The sequence below is a fragment of the Niveispirillum sp. genome (assembly GCF_017996735.1).
In the GTDB taxonomy this organism is placed as follows: Bacteria; Pseudomonadota; Alphaproteobacteria; order Azospirillales; family Azospirillaceae; genus Niveispirillum.
On the sequence record NZ_JAGOGJ010000055.1, the window covers coordinates 1 to 14,674 of the forward strand.

13 protein-coding genes, 1 tRNA gene and 1 pseudogene are annotated in these 14,674 nt (G+C 64.7%); 13 read left to right on the forward strand and 2 right to left on the reverse strand.

Annotation, left to right across the window (positions count from 1 at the left end; all coding sequences use genetic code 11):
- A pseudogene (locus KBA48_RS17370) lies at window positions 1-1,300 on the reverse strand (sensor histidine kinase); the annotation flags it as partial.
- A gap of 162 nt (window positions 1,301-1,462) precedes the next feature.
- Here KBA48_RS17370 and hslV point away from each other — a divergent pair.
- The 3 genes from hslV (at window position 1,463) to KBA48_RS17385 (ending at window position 4,214) form a co-directional block, all read left to right on the forward strand.
- The gene (gene hslV, locus KBA48_RS17375; protein ID WP_292908629.1) at window positions 1,463-2,023 is read left to right on the forward strand and encodes an ATP-dependent protease subunit HslV; all 561 of its coding nucleotides are present in this window, start codon (window positions 1,463-1,465) and stop codon (window positions 2,021-2,023) included.
- Entirely contained in the window at window positions 2,023-3,345 is a 1,323-nt protein-coding gene (gene hslU / locus KBA48_RS17380) for an ATP-dependent protease ATPase subunit HslU (RefSeq protein ID WP_292908631.1), read from the forward strand. The genes hslV and hslU overlap by 1 nt, the downstream gene beginning before the upstream one ends.
- 164 nt (window positions 3,346-3,509) lie before the next feature.
- A complete protein-coding gene (locus KBA48_RS17385) occupies window positions 3,510-4,214 on the forward strand; it encodes an extensin family protein (protein WP_292908633.1) in 705 nt (234 codons plus the stop codon).
- A 126-nt stretch (window positions 4,215-4,340) separates the two neighbouring features.
- On the opposite strand, the gene KBA48_RS17390 is transcribed toward KBA48_RS17385, so the two are convergent.
- A tRNA-Ser gene (locus tag KBA48_RS17390) sits at window positions 4,341-4,430 on the reverse strand.
- 344 nt (window positions 4,431-4,774) lie between these two features.
- Between KBA48_RS17390 and rplU the strand changes: the two genes are divergently transcribed.
- The 10 genes from rplU to metK all read left to right on the forward strand — a co-directional run bounded on the left by rplU (window position 4,775) and on the right by metK (window position 14,667).
- Window positions 4,775-5,086: a 50S ribosomal protein L21 gene (rplU, locus tag KBA48_RS17395; protein ID WP_054165740.1), complete on the forward strand. Its 312-nt coding sequence runs from the start codon at window positions 4,775-4,777 to the stop codon at window positions 5,084-5,086.
- 35 nt (window positions 5,087-5,121) lie between these two features.
- Complete coding sequence (gene rpmA / locus KBA48_RS17400; protein ID WP_292908641.1) at window positions 5,122-5,409, forward strand: 50S ribosomal protein L27; 288 nt, start codon at window positions 5,122-5,124, stop codon at window positions 5,407-5,409.
- A 205-nt stretch (window positions 5,410-5,614) separates the two neighbouring features.
- A complete protein-coding gene (obgE, locus tag KBA48_RS17405; RefSeq protein ID WP_292908643.1) occupies window positions 5,615-6,670 on the forward strand; it encodes a GTPase ObgE in 1,056 nt (351 codons plus the stop codon).
- A 282-nt stretch (window positions 6,671-6,952) separates the two neighbouring features.
- Entirely contained in the window at window positions 6,953-8,344 is a 1,392-nt protein-coding gene (gene miaB, locus KBA48_RS17410) for a tRNA (N6-isopentenyl adenosine(37)-C2)-methylthiotransferase MiaB (RefSeq protein ID WP_292908645.1), read from the forward strand.
- Window positions 8,341-9,327 carry a PhoH family protein gene (locus tag KBA48_RS17415; RefSeq protein WP_292908647.1) on the forward strand — a complete coding sequence of 329 codons (987 nt, stop codon included), beginning with the start codon at window positions 8,341-8,343 and terminating at the stop codon, window positions 9,325-9,327. The genes miaB and KBA48_RS17415 overlap by 4 nt, the downstream gene beginning before the upstream one ends.
- Window positions 9,328-9,329: 2 nt before the next feature.
- Window positions 9,330-10,001, forward strand: coding sequence for an rRNA maturation RNase YbeY (gene ybeY, locus KBA48_RS17420; RefSeq protein ID WP_292908649.1), 672 nt, complete (start codon window positions 9,330-9,332; stop codon window positions 9,999-10,001).
- Between the two features lie 10 nt (window positions 10,002-10,011).
- Window positions 10,012-10,947 carry a hemolysin family protein gene (locus KBA48_RS17425; RefSeq protein WP_367273842.1) on the forward strand — a complete coding sequence of 312 codons (936 nt, stop codon included), beginning with the start codon at window positions 10,012-10,014 and terminating at the stop codon, window positions 10,945-10,947.
- Window positions 10,948-11,085: 138 nt separating this feature from the next.
- On the forward strand, window positions 11,086-12,687 hold the full coding sequence (gene lnt / locus KBA48_RS17430; protein ID WP_292908651.1) for an apolipoprotein N-acyltransferase: 1,602 nt from the start codon (window positions 11,086-11,088) through the stop codon (window positions 12,685-12,687).
- A gap of 156 nt (window positions 12,688-12,843) precedes the next feature.
- Window positions 12,844-13,293 carry a helix-turn-helix transcriptional regulator gene (locus KBA48_RS17435; protein WP_292908653.1) on the forward strand — a complete coding sequence of 150 codons (450 nt, stop codon included), beginning with the start codon at window positions 12,844-12,846 and terminating at the stop codon, window positions 13,291-13,293.
- A gap of 204 nt (window positions 13,294-13,497) precedes the next feature.
- Window positions 13,498-14,667 (forward strand): methionine adenosyltransferase, encoded by a 1,170-nt coding sequence (metK, locus tag KBA48_RS17440; RefSeq protein ID WP_292908655.1) that lies wholly within the window; start codon window positions 13,498-13,500, stop codon window positions 14,665-14,667.
- Window positions 14,668-14,674: the final 7 nt, after the last annotated feature.

The window sequence follows — 14,674 nt, forward strand, 5'->3', positions numbered from 1 at the left end:
CATCCTCGGCCACGAACATCAGCCCGCCAAACGGATGCGGCACCACCAGCGACCGCAGGGTGCGCCCGTCGGGCAGATGGATCAGTTCCTCCATCGGCTCGATCAGCGAGGTGAACAGACCAAGCTGCTGCTTCTTCCAGCGCGGGAAATCCGCTTCTTCCGTCAGTTTGCGCCGGGCGCGCAGATCCTCCAGAACCTCGCCATAGGTCGGTTCGTCGGACAGCCAGCCCGTATCCATGTCCCATAGCCGCGCATAGGCGTGGTTATGGAACTTGATGCGCATGTCAGGGCCATAGATGGCGATGGCGGAGCCCAACTGGTGAAGCACCTCCCCATGCGCGTCGACATGGCGGGTCAGTTCGTCCTTCAGCGTGCGCTCGCGGGTGCGATCCACGGCCAGACCGATCATGCCACCCTGGGGCAGGGGGATTTCCGTCAGTTCAAACAACCGGCGGTCGCCATCGACGACCAGGAACCGTTCCTCGCTTTGCGCCCCCCCCGTGTCCCGCACCCGCTGTGCCAGATCGCGGGGGCCGCCGAACAGACCGCCGCCCGGCAGTTCGCGCCGGGCTTCCAGCACATCGTTGGGCGTACTGTCCAGAAGGGCCGCATAGGCGGCATTGCACCAGTCCAGATCCAGCGACGCCCCCCGCCGCCAGAGGGGAACGGGAAGGGTGGACAGCAGCACGCGCGCCCGGTCCAGTTCCGCCGCCTGGGCGCATTGCTGCTCCTGCCGGCGGACCTGTTCCTGGCCCTGGGCGGTGATGTCGCGCAGCCAGAGAACATGCAGGACGGTGCCGTCGGCGCCCTCGCCCCGCCGGCCGCTGGCCTGGAAGAATTTCGATCCGTCGGCCAGCCGGACATTGATCTGGAAGGGCTGGCCGCTGTCGGTCAGGTGGCGGAAGGATCCGTGCAGGGCGGCGGCGTCGCTGGGGGCCAGCGCCTGTTCCACCTCATCCAGCCGCCGCACCTGCTCCACGCCCAGAAGCGCGCCGAATCCGGGCGCCACCGCAAGGTCGCCGCCGGCCCCCATGGCGAACCAGGGATCGGGCGATGCGTCCAGCAGCGCCAGCAGACGCCCGCTCTCGGCCTTCGCCTCCTGCATGTCCAGCTCGCTGCCCCGGCTCCAGGCCAGCAACCGCAGGAACATGGCCGCGATGGTCAGCAACAGGGCCAGCGTCAGCAGCCCGAGCACGGGGGATTGTGCCTCCCACAGGGGAAGCAACATCCAACCGATCCCGGCCAGCCCCAGCAGGGCCGCACCGGCGATCGCAACGACATGGGCGACAGCGGGCTTCACAAGGCGGTACTCTAGGGGGTGAATTCATGGGAATGCAAGCGGTGGACGGAGGGGGGCGGGAATACGGGTGCGCTCCACCCGTCCGGTGCTTGACGGCGCCGATCGCCTGCCCACATAGCAAGACGTATTTCATTTCCTCTTCCCCATCCTTGAGTGATCCTGATGACCGGCAATCCAAACCCCCACGACCCGATCCAGTGGCATGGCACCACCATCCTGTCCGTCCGCAAGGGCGGCCATGTGGTGATCGCCGGCGATGGCCAGGTGTCGATGGGGCAGACGGTGATGAAGTCCAATGCCCGCAAGGTCCGCCGCCTGGCCGGCGGGTCCGTCATGGCCGGATTCGCCGGTGCCACGGCCGATGCCTTCGCCTTGTTCGAACGGCTGGAAGCCAAGCTGGAACAGCATCCGGGCCAGTTGACCCGCGCGGCCGTGGAAATGGCCAAGGATTGGCGCACCGACCGCTATCTGCGCCGGCTGGAGGCGCTGATGGCCGTGGCGGACAAGGATGTCTCGCTGGTCATCACCGGCAATGGCGACGTGCTGGAGCCGGAGGACGGCATCATCGGCATCGGCTCCGGCGGCTCCTACGCCCTGGCGGCTGCCCGCGCCCTGATCGACATTGAAAGTTTCGATGCCGAAATGATTGCCCGCCGCGCCATGAAGGTGGCGGCCGACATCTGCGTCTATACCAACCATTCCGTCACGCTGGAGAAGATGTGATGAGTGCGACCGCCTTCTCCCCGCGTGAGATCGTTTCGGAGCTGGATCGATATATTGTCGGCCAGAACGAGGCCAAGCGCGCCGTGGCCATCGCGCTGCGCAACCGCTGGCGCCGTCAGCAATTGACGGGCCAGATGCGTGAAGAGGTCTACCCCAAGAACATCCTGATGATCGGCCCGACCGGCGTGGGCAAGACGGAGATCGCGCGCCGTCTGGCCAAGCTGGCCCAGGCGCCGTTCGTGAAGGTGGAAGCCACCAAGTTCACCGAAGTGGGCTATGTCGGCCGCGATGTGGAACAGATCATCCGTGATCTGGTGGAAGCCGCCATCGTCATGACCCGCACCCGCCTGCGCCAGGAGGTGGCCGCCAAGGCCGAACTGCATGCCGAGGAACGGGTGCTGGACGCTCTGGTCGGCGAAAGTGCTTCGGCGGAGACGCGGGCCAAGTTCCGCAAGCAATTGCGTGAAGGCAGCCTGAACGAACGCGAGATCGAAATCCAGGTGGCGGACAATGCCGTTCCCGGCATGCCGACCTTTGACGTTCCCGGCATGCCGGGGGCGCAGATGGGCATGGTCAATCTGGGCGATATCTTCGGCAAGGCCTTTGGCGGCGGACGCACCAAGACCCGCAAGATGAGCGTGTCGGAAAGCTATGACCTGCTGATGGCGGAGGAGAGCGACAAGCTTCTCGATAATGAGAAGGTGGTGGCCGAAGCCATCCATTCGGTGGAGCAGAACGGCATCGTCTTTCTGGACGAGATCGACAAGATCTGCGCCCGCAGCGAACATCGCGGCGGTGGCGACGTGTCGCGCGAAGGCGTGCAGCGCGACCTGCTGCCCCTGATCGAGGGCACGGTGGTGTCGACCAAGCATGGGGCGGTGAAGACCGACCATATCCTGTTCATCGCGTCGGGCGCCTTCCATGTCGCCAAGCCCAGCGACCTGTTGCCCGAACTTCAGGGCCGCCTGCCCATCCGCGTGAACCTGCAGCCCCTGACCCAGGCCGATTTCCGCCGCATCCTGACGGAGCCGGAATGCAGCCTGATCAAGCAGTATGTCGCGCTGTTGAAGACGGAAGAGGTGGAACTGGTCTTCACTGATGACGCCATCGACGAACTGGCACGTCTGGCGGCCGACATCAACCGCACCGTCGAGAATATCGGCGCCCGCCGTCTGCACACTGTGATGGAACGCCTCCTGGAGGAAATCAGCTTCGCCGCGACGGAGAAGAGCGGAGAGGTGATCACGGTGGATGCCGCCTATGTGCGGACGCAGTTGGATGGGCTGTCGCAGAACACCGATCTGTCGAAGTTCATTTTGTAAGGGACTGTCCTTCGGGGTGAAGGGGTGCTCGCAAACGGGCGCCCCTTTTTGCTTGAAGGGGGCGGTGACGGGGAGGCGTGCATGGGGGGCACCACCAAAGACGGTGCTGGTCACCGCGCCTGGTGGCCCCCATATCGCGTCGGGTGAAACGGATATGGATCATCATGCCCCTGCTGTTGGCGGCCGGGGCGGGTTTATATGCCGCCGGGCATTATGGTCGGCTGCAGGAGCTTGTTCCTGCCCGCTGGAACCCTTGGGCACTGCCCGACCCGGCAGAACCGCCGGGCTGGTTCACCAGTTGGCAGCTTGCACGGCTGGCGGATGATGCGCCGGCCTGCCTCGGCTGGCTGGAACGGGCGGGGGTGGCCGTGTCACCGGTGCCCGACCGCGACGGACCGGAACCGGGTTGCGGCCTTTCCGGTGCCGCCACCCTGAACCGTTCGCACCTGCGCTATCAAAGCCGGGTGACGGCCACTTGCCCGGTCCTCGCGGGGCTGGTCCTCTATGAACGGCACGTGTTGATTCCAGCGGCGGAACGCCATCTGGGCAGCAAGCCCGTATCCGTCCGTCACCTGGGCACCTATGCCTGCCGGGCCGTCCGCACTGATCGCGGGGAAGGCGGACGGCGCAGCCAGCATGCCACCGCGAATGCCATCGACATTGCCGCCATCACCCTGGCGGACGGTCGCGAAACCGTGCTGGCGCGGGATTGGGCCGAAGGTGATGGTGCCGGTCCGCGCGCCCTGTTCTGGCGCGACGCGCACAAGGGTGCCTGCGGCATCTTCCGCACCGTGCTGGGGCCGGAATACAACGCCCTGCACCGCGACCATTTCCATCTCGACATGGCCCGTTTCGGCATCTGCCGGTAAGGTGTGTCTTTGCAGGCTTTCAGGGCGCTCCGCGCGGCCCCGGTATATCAGCGCGGTCCATCGCTGGCCGAAAACAGACGGATAACTGTCTTCGGCGCCAGTAATATCAACTATTTTTGGAATAAATGGCGGAGAGGGTGGGATTCGAACCCACGGTACCCTTGCGGGTACTTCGGTTTTCGAGACCGACGCGTTCGACCACTCCGCCACCTCTCCGCATGACCCCGCCGCGCATGATTTCCGGTGGTCGACCGGGGCGCCCTGGCGAAGTGGCGCGGAACCTACACAAACCGTTCGCGGGATGCAACAGTCCTTTTTCATGCCGCCCATACAATATATAAGGAACTCCATGCGGCGGATGGACCCCACCCTTGCAGGGCATGGGGGGCGAAGACTCAAGGAAAAGAGTCGGTTCCTGGTTGACAGCCCGTCTCGGACAGGTATATTCCGCCGCCTCTGGAAACGGAGCCTCTTTGGCTGCCGTATTCCTTTTTGCGGCAGAATGGAAGGGGCCATCCCATTGGCGGGGGTTCCCGGATCTTTAAGAAGTGGTGGTTAGAATGTTCGCAGTCATCCGCACCGGCGGTAAGCAGTACAAGGTCGCGGCCGGCGACGTCATTCGGGTTGAGAAGCTGGCCGGTGAGGCTGGCGCCTCCCTGAAGCTGGACGAAGTCCTGCTGGTCAGCAACGAGGGCACCACCACTGTCGGTACGCCCCTGATCGCCAACGCCGTCGTCACGGCTGACGTCGTCGCTCAGGACCGCAACGACAAGATCATCATCTTCAAGAAGAAGCGCCGCCAGAACTACCGCCGGAAGAACGGCCATCGTCAGGAAGTGACGGTGCTGCGCATCACCGGTATCCAGGCCTGAGCGCCTTTTTGAAGCTTCAGTGAGGAGTTAGATCCATGGCACATAAAAAGGCAGGCGGCTCGTCCCGCAACGGTCGCGATACCGCTGGTCGCCGTCTGGGCGTGAAGCGCTTCGGCGGTGAGCTGGTTCTGGCCGGCAACATCCTGGTCCGTCAGCGCGGCACCAAGTTCCATGCCGGCGAGAATGTCGGCATCGGCAAGGACCACACGCTGTTCGCTCTGGTCCACGGCAATGTCGAATTCAAGACCGGCCTGAAGGGTCGCACCTTTGTCGCCGTCAACGAAGTCAGCTTCGATGACGAGCCGGCTGCTGCGGCTGAGTAAGGTCGTCGTCGGCCCCTGGCCGATGTTCGGAATGTGACGGGTCGGGGGAGCGGGCAACCGTTCCCCCGATTTGTTTTGAGTTTTTGATGTTCCCTCAGGCGCCGGGCGGGCTCATCTGCTCCCTTGGCTTGCGCGACCATGGGGTCGCGGGGTGGCGGTCGCCGCCCTGGGTGCCTCCCGTTTCTGTTGTAAAGTCGGTGCCGCCATGAAGTTCCTTGATCAGTGCAAGATCTATTTGCGAAGCGGTGATGGCGGCCCGGGTGCGGTGGCGTTCCGGCGCGAAAAGTTCATCCCCTTCGGCGGTCCCGATGGCGGCAATGGTGGGCGTGGCGGCGATGTGGTGATCGAGGCTGTGGACGGCCTGAACACCCTGATCGATTACCGCTATCAGCAGCATTTCAAGGCCAAGAAGGGCGACCATGGTATGGGCTCGTCCCGCAACGGTGCCCGTGGTGCCGATGTGGTGCTGCGCGTGCCCGTCGGCACCCAGGTGCTGGACGAGGATCAGGAAACGGTGATCGCCGACATGACCGAGGCCGGTCAGCGCATCGTTCTGCTGAAGGGCGGGGATGGCGGTTACGGCAATGAGCATTTCAAGACCAGCACCAACCGTGCGCCCCGCAATTTCGGCCCCGGCTGGCCGGGGGAGGAGCGCTGGGTTTGGCTGCGCCTGAAGCTGATCGCCGATGCTGGCCTGTTGGGCCTGCCCAATGCCGGCAAAAGCACCTTCCTGGCCGCCGTGTCCCGCGCCCGGCCCAAGATCGCCGATTACCCCTTTACGACCCTGGTGCCCAATCTGGGCGTGGTGAAGGCCGGTGAGGAAGAATTCGTCATCGCCGACATTCCGGGCCTGATCGAGGGCGCGCATGAAGGCCATGGCCTGGGAACCCGTTTCCTGGGCCATGTGGAACGCACGCGCGTGCTGCTGCACCTGATCGACGGCACGCAGGAAGACGTGCAGCTTGCTTATCGCACCATCCGGCGCGAACTGCGCATGTATGGCGGCGGTCTGGCCGACAAGAAGGAGATCGTCGTCCTGAACAAGGTCGACGCCCTGACCGAGGAAGAGATCGAGTTCAAACGCACCAAGCTGCGCCGGTCGGCCAAAAAGCCCGTCTTCGTGATGTCGGGTGCAGCGGGCGAAGGCGTGCAGGAAGTGCTCTACGCCCTGCTGAACATCATCAAGGAAGGCCGTGCCGAAGAGGGCATGGCGGCTGAGGAAGCGGCCTATCGGGCGCGGTATCAGCCGATTGAGGAGTGAGGACGGGAAACCGTCGCTCCCTCACCCTCCCACCCGCTGAAGCGGGCGGGCCCCTCCCTCTCCCGCTATCGTGGGCGAGGGGCGGAACCGGGCATTGTTCATGTCTCCAAAGCTTGGGAGGGTGTGGGGACGGCACCGCCCCCGCCCCATGCAACCCCATCGCCCCCGTCAATCCGTCCTGCGACGTTGACTCTGGCGGCTACATCCCTATCTTGCACCGGTTAAGCGGCTGGCCCTGCCTCCGTGCCCCTTGTCATGCGGAAAGGCCCCGGTTTCGGGGTGATGGCGTTGAAGAAGAAGCTGTTCATCAAGACCTATGGCTGCCAGATGAATGTCTATGACAGCGATCGCATGGCCGATGTCCTGGCACCCCTGGGGTATGAGCCGACGGATCAGCCCGATGGCGCCGACATGGTGATCCTGAACACCTGCCATATCCGCGAAAAGGCATCGGAAAAGGTCTATTCCGAACTGGGGCGCATCCGGCATTTGCAGAATGAAAAGGCGTCCGGGGGCGGGCGCATGGTGGTGGCCGTGGCCGGCTGCGTGGCGCAGGCGGAGGGGGCGGAGATCATGATGCGCGCGCCCCATGTGGACATGGTGTTCGGGCCGCAGACCTATCACCAACTGCCCGAGATGGTGACGCGCGCCGTGCGCGGCGCCGGCGGCGTGGTGAATACCGACTTCCCTGTTGAGAGCAAGTTCGACCTGCTGCCGGAGGAGAGCGCCAAGCCGCAGGGACCGGCGGCGTTCCTGTCGGTGCAGGAAGGCTGTGACAAGTTCTGCACCTTCTGCGTCGTCCCCTATACGCGCGGGTCGGAATATAGCCGCCCGGTGGGCCAGGTGCTGAACGAGGCCCGGCGGCTGGTGTCGCATGGCGTGCGGGAGATCACCCTGCTGGGCCAGAATGTGAACGCCTTCCATGGCGAGGCGGCGGACGGCAGCGTCTGGGGCCTGGGTCGGCTGATCCGCGCCCTGGCGGAAATCGACGGGCTGGAGCGTATCCGTTATACCACCAGCCATCCGCGCGACATGGATGATGACCTGATCGACGCGCACGGGACCGTGCCGCAACTGATGCCCTTCCTGCATCTGCCGGTACAGTCGGGCAGCGACCGTATCCTGGCCGCCATGAACCGCAAGCACACGGGCGATGATTACCGTCGCCTGATCGACCGGCTGCGCACCCGCCAGCCCGATCTGGCCCTGTCGTCCGATTTCATCACGGGTTTTCCCGGTGAAACGGACCAGGACTTTGCCGATACGCTGCGCCTGATCAATGATATCGGCTTTGCCCAGGCCTACAGCTTCAAATATTCCGCCCGTCCCGGCACGCCGGCCGCCGGCCTGGAAGGCAGGCAGGTGGACGAGAAGGTGAAGGATGAGCGGTTGCAGGCGGTGCAGCAATTGCTGAACGCCCAACAGGTGGCCTTCAACCAGACCATGATTGGCCGTACCCTGTCGGTGCTGTTCGACCGCGTGGGCAAGCTGGAGGGGCAGTTGCTGGGCCGCAGCGCCTATATGCAGTCGGTCTATGTGCAGGCGCCGGCCCGGTTGATGGGCCAGATGGTGGATGTGCATGTCACCGGCGCCTTTGCCAACAGCCTGTCCGGCCATGTCGTGACCGGTGAAACCGTTACCCAGGCCGCCCCGGCGGTGGAGGCACACGCTTGACCAACCTGGAACTGTCGTTCGACGATAACCGCCTGCTGCCGCTGCTGTTCGGGGAGCATGGCCAGTTCCTGACACGGCTGGAAAAGCAGACGGGCACGCGGCTGGTGTCGCGCGGCAATGTCCTGTCCATCGCGGGCGGGGATGAATCGGCGCAGGCCGCGCGGGCGGCGATCCTGGCGCTATGGGATCGGGTGAAGGCCGGCATGCCCGTGGGACCGGGGGAGGTGGATGCCGCTGCTCGCCTGGCCATCAGCGCGGACGTGCAGACCAGCGGCAATGCGCTGGCCCAACTGTCCGACCCGCGCGCCGGGCTGAAGACCAAGCGCCGCACCATCACCCCGCGCAGCGCCACCCAGGCAAAGTATCTGGAGGCGCTGGCCGAGAGTGAGCTGGTGTTCGGGCTGGGCCCCGCCGGTACCGGCAAGACCTATCTGGCCGTGGCGCAGGCCGTCAGCCTGCTGATGCAGGGGGCGATTGAGCGCATCATCCTGTCGCGTCCCGCCGTGGAGGCTGGGGAGCGGCTGGGTTTCCTGCCCGGCGACATGAAGGAGAAGGTGGACCCCTACCTGCGCCCGCTTTACGACGCGCTGCATGACATGTTGCCGGGGGATCAGGTCACCAAGCGGCTGGAGACGGGCGTGATCGAGGTGGCGCCGCTGGCCTTCATGCGCGGCCGCACGCTGGCCCATGCTTTCGTCATCCTGGACGAGGCGCAGAATACCACGCCCATGCAGATGAAGATGTTCCTGACCCGTCTGGGCGAGGGCAGCCGCATGGTGGTGACGGGCGACGTCACCCAGATCGACCTGCCCGCCGGTCAGAAATCCGGCCTGCGTGAGGCGTTGACCATCCTGCGTGGGGTGGAGGGTGTGTCCTTCGTGGAGTTCGGGGACCAGGATGTCGTGCGTCACCCGATGGTGGGCCGGATCGTCCGGGCCTATGACGCGGCCGACCGCGCCCGCAAAGCTGCCGAGGGGGCGTGAACATGCCGGATCGGGTCGATATCGCGCTATCCATCGAGGATGAGCGCTGGGAAGCATCGGTTGCCGACGTGGAAATGCTGTGCGAGCGCGCGGCACGATCCGCCCTGGATGCCGCGCACGGGCAGGACCCGGACTGGCTGCCGGTCGGACCCGTCGAGATGTCGGTGGTGCTGGCCGATAATGATACGGTTCAGGAACTGAACAAAAACTATCGTGGCAAGGACAAGCCGACCAACGTCCTGTCCTTCGCGCTCTATGCCGATGGCGGCGGCGAAGATGCGGAAGGCGAGTGGGACGAGCCCGAAGAACAGGATGATGAGGCCGTTGACGAGGCCGATGTGGAATTCCTGTCGCCAGACGACCCGGTTCCTGTAATATTGGGCGATGTGATTCTGGCGTTTGAAACGGTGGAACGCGAGGCGCGCGAACAGAGCAAGCCTTTTGCCGACCATCTGACCCACCTCGTGACCCACGGCGTTCTGCATCTTCTGGGTTACGACCATATCGAGGATTCCGAGGCCGAACAGATGGAACGGCTGGAAACCCAGATCCTGTCGGGGCTTGGCATCGCCGACCCCTATGCCGGGCGCCCGGAAGGAAGCCGTGCGCCTGATGATCCCGGCGGCTCCGCCGCTGATGATCCGGGGGGTGAACCTCCGGACCCGTCCCCTTAACCCCAGAAAGATGATGGCCGACCTCAGCGACAGTCGATCGCCCCGCGAAGACGGGGCGGAAGAAAACGGAACCCTCGCCCAGCACCTGCGTGGCTGGCTGCGATCAATCCTCGGGGTACGCGGCGGTGATACGCTGCGCGACACGATCGAGGAACTGATCGAGGAGACGGGTCCCAAAGAACCCTCCATGGCGGAGGGAGAGCGGGCCTTGCTCGCCAATATCCTGAAGCTGCGCCACCGCACCGTGGCCGATGCCATGGTGCCGCGCGCCGATATTGTCGGCGTGTCCCTGGACATCTCGCTGCCCGACCTGATCAAGCGTTTCTCCGAAGAGGCGCACAGCCGCATGCCCGTCTATCGGGAAGAGCTGGATGACGTGGTCGGCATGGTCCATATCAAGGACGTCCTGGCCTGTGTGGCCGGCGCCCGCACCTTCGACATGCAGGCCATCACGCGGGAGGTGATGATCGTCGCCCCCTCCATGCCCGTCCTGGACCTGCTGCTGAAGATGCGGCAGAAGCGCCAGCATCTGGCGCTGGTGGTGGATGAGTTCGGCGGCATCGACGGTCTGGTCTCCATCGAGGATCTGGTGGAGGAGATCGTGGGTGAGATCGAGGACGAGCATGACGATGCGGCGGCCAGCGCCCTGGCCCCCCGCGCCGATGGCACCGTCGATGTCGATGCCCGCATCCCGGTCGAGGAGTTCGAGGCCCAACTGGGCAATTATTTCGACGCCGACGAACTGGAAGAAGTGGACACGCTGGGGGGCCTGGTCTTTGCCATGGCGGGCCGCGTGCCGTCGCCGGGCGAGGTTCTGAAACACCCGAGCGGTCTGGCCTTTGAAATCCTGGACGCTGATCCCAGGCGTATCAAGACGCTGCGTGTCCATAATCTGGTCATGAACAGCGGTGATGATGCGGACGAGCCGCAGCGGGCGGTTGGGTAACCGTTCGTCGCAAGCCGGATCACGTAAAAACTCGTCCTGACGGCGATGGTTCATGACCATTGCGCCGTCGGGGCAGTTGCCTTGCGCGTGATACGGAGTGTGCATCCTGCCCACCTTCTCCTGCCTGGACCCTGCTTCATGAGCCATACCGCCGTTTCGCCCCGTCTCGCCCTTCTGGCTGGCCGGTTCATCGAGGCGCGGGGGTGGAAAAGGCTGGGGTTGGCGGCCGTGGCGGGGGCGGGGGCGACCTTGGCCCTGCCGCCGGCCCATGCCCTGCCGTTGCTCTGGATCGCCTTTCCTGTGCTGGCTTGGCTGTTGCGTGGGTCCGACCGGGGCCGGACAGACTTCGCCATCGGCTTCGCCTTCGCGGTGGGGCACCATGTGCCCGGTCTGTATTGGATCAGCGCTGCCCTGTTCACCGATATCGGCCGGTTCTGGTTCATGCTGCCCTTCGCGCTGCTGGGATTGCCGGCCCTGTTGGGCCTGTTCCTGGGCGCGGGCACGGCGGCCTATGGCTGGGCCCGGCGGCGCTTCGGCCTGACGGGCTGGGCGGAGGCGGTGGCCCTGGCGCTGGCCTGGGTGGCGGTTGAATATGCGCGCGGACACCTGTTCACCGGCTTTCCCTGGAACCTGATCGGCTATGGCTGGACGCCGGTTCTGCCAGTCCTGCAATTCGCTTCCGTGGCCGGGATTTACGGCCTGTCGCTGCTGACGGTGCTGGTGGCGCTGCTGCCGGCGGCGCTGGCGGGGCCGCGACCGTCCTGGCGGCCGGCGCTGGCCGGATTGGCTGTTCTGGCGCTGGTGGCCGGCTGGGGTGGCTGGCGCATGGCGGGCCAGGGGTTGGGCGATGTGCCGGGGGTGACCCTGCGCATCGTGCAGCCCAACATCCCCCAGGAGTTGAAATGGAAAGAAGAGGCGAAGATCGGCAATCTTCGCCGTCTGATCGACCTGTCGGGGGCGGAAGGGTGGGATCGTGTCACCCATGTGATCTGGCCGGAAACGGCCGTGCCCTACTTCCTGTCTTCCGACAGTGCCAATCCAGATCAGTTGCCCCTGACCCGGCTGCTGACCCAGATTGCCCCGCCCGGCGGTGCCCTGATCACGGGGGCCAACCGGCTGGCCACCGACCCGCAGGGCAATTTCATTTACTTCAACAGCCTGTTTGCCCTGACCCAGGGCGGGCAGGTGGCGGCCAGTTTTGACAAGTTCCATCTGGTACCGTTCGGGGAATATCTGCCCTTGCGGTCCCTGCTGCCCACGGGGGTCAAGGCGGTGGCGGCGGGGGCGGATTTTTCCGCCGGACCCGGTGCCCGCAGCGTATCCGTGCCGGGGGCACCACCGGCCAGCCCGCTGATCTGCTACGAGGTGATTTTTCCGGGTGCCGTCATGCCACGTGGGGCGGAACGGCCGCATTGGCTGCTCAACCTGACCAACGATGCCTGGTATGGGCAGACGGCCGGTCCACACCAGCACTTTGCCATTACCATTGTGCGCGCGGTGGAGGAGGGGGTGCCGCTGGTGCGCGCGGCCAACACCGGCATTTCGGGCGTCATCGACGCTTACGGGCGTGTCCGGGGTGCTCTACGTCTCGGGGATAGCGGAAATCTGGATATTTCACTACCGCAACGCGCCATTTTCGTGCCATTGTATGCAGACTATGGTGATCTAGTTCCCGCGTTGCTCTGGCTTGGCCTGTTGGTCGCCGTGGCAGGGTGGGGGTGGCGTGCAGGGCGTGCGTAAGCGCCGCTTACTGGGCCAATGATAACGTCGTTGTGTCATATCCTTCGACGGGTGCAAATAGATACGCCACCATACCAAGGAATATAGGTTAATTGCTTGACGACATGCAAACGTATGTCGCAGGATCGGGCTAACGCCAATCTGGAGGTTGTCCGCATGCAAACCGAAACCCGTGGCCGTCGTGGTGGCGGCCGCCCTAAGTTGGGCAAGCCGAATCCGATCGATGTTCATGTCGGTACGCGTGTGCGCCTGCGCCGCACGTTGCTGGGCATGAGCCAGGAGAAGCTGGGCGAGGCGATTGGCCTTACCTTCCAGCAGGTCCAGAAGTATGAGCGTGGGGCGAACCGTATCGGCGCCTCCCGCCTGTTCGACCTGAGCCGGGTGCTGGATGTGCCCGTGTCGTTCTTCTTCGATGACATGCCCTATCCCGACGGCACGCCGAACCCCGCCCCCACCCCCATGCCGGAAGCGGGCGAACCCGACCCGATGGCCAAGCGGGAGACGTTGGAACTGGTGCGAGCCTATTACCGCATCACCGATCCGGCCGTGCGCAAGCGCATCTTCGAGTTGACCAAGGCCGTGGCCGGACCCGCCGACGCGCCGTGATGGCGTGCGGTTAAGGCCCCGGTCGGCGTCTGACGGTACAGGCAGCCCGGCGGTTGGCGGATTACAGCCATTCATAGGCCTTTTTTTGCATCCGCAGCGCTTGACCATGCTGGAAAAGATTGCGACAAACACGCTGCGCCCGTGAAACCGGGGCGGCGTGTTTTGTTTTTCACACCGTACAACTGTTTAGCCGAGGCGATCCAAGTGGCCAAATCGAACTACGTCTTCACGTCCGAGTCCGTGTCCGAAGGTCATCCGGACAAGGTTTGCGACCGCATCTCCGACGCCGTCGTCGATCTCTATCTGGCCCAGGATCCCTATGCGCGCGTCGCCTGTGAAACCCTGGCGACGACCAATCGTATCGTGATCGCCGGCGAGGTTCGTGGTCCCGAGGGTCTGCTGGCCCAGGTGGAAGATGTGGCCCGCGCCGCCGTCAAGGATATCGGCTACGAGCAGGATGGCTTCCACTGGAAGAATGCCGAGGTTTCGGTGTTCCTGCATGCGCAGTCCGCCGACATCGCCGTCGGCGTCGACGCCGCGGGGAACAAGGATGAAGGCGCCGGTGACCAGGGCATCATGTTCGGTTACGCCTGCACCGAGACGCCGGCCCTGATGCCGGCCCCGATCTATTACAGCCACATGCTGTTAAAGAGCCTGGCGGACGTGCGCCATTCGGGCGCCACCCCCTGGCTCGGCCCCGATGCCAAGAGCCAGTTCTCCCTTCAGTACCGCGACGGCAAGCCCGTTGGCGCCACCTCCGTCGTGCTGTCGACTCAGCATAGCGAGAGCGTCGCGCAGGAAGAGATCCGCGAGACGGCGCGCAAGCATGTTCTCTCCATCCTGCCCGAAGGCTGGATGTGCCCGGAAGAGGCCTTCTATGTGAACCCGACGGGCCGTTTCGTCATCGGCGGTCCCGATGGTGATGCCGGCCTGACCGGCCGCAAGATCATCGTGGACACCTATGGCGGTGCCGCCCCGCATGGCGGCGGCGCCTTCTCCGGCAAGGACCCGACGAAGGTTGACCGTTCGGCCGCCTATGCCGCCCGCTATCTGGCCAAGAACGTCGTTGCCGCCGGTCTGGCCGACAAGTGCACGATCCAGCTCAGCTACGCCATCGGCGTGTCGCACCCGCTGTCGGTCTATATCGACACGGCTGGCACCGGCCGCGTGGATGAGGACAAGCTGTCCGACGTGCTGCGCCAGTTGATGAACCTGTCGCCGCGCGGCATCCGTGAGCATCTGAAGCTGAACCGCGCCATCTATGCGCGCACCGCCGCCTATGGCCATTTCGGCCGCGAGCCGGATGCCGATGGCGGCTTTAGCTGGGAAAAGACCGATCTGGTCGCCGATCTGAAGTCGGCCTTCGGCGCCTGATCCCCTT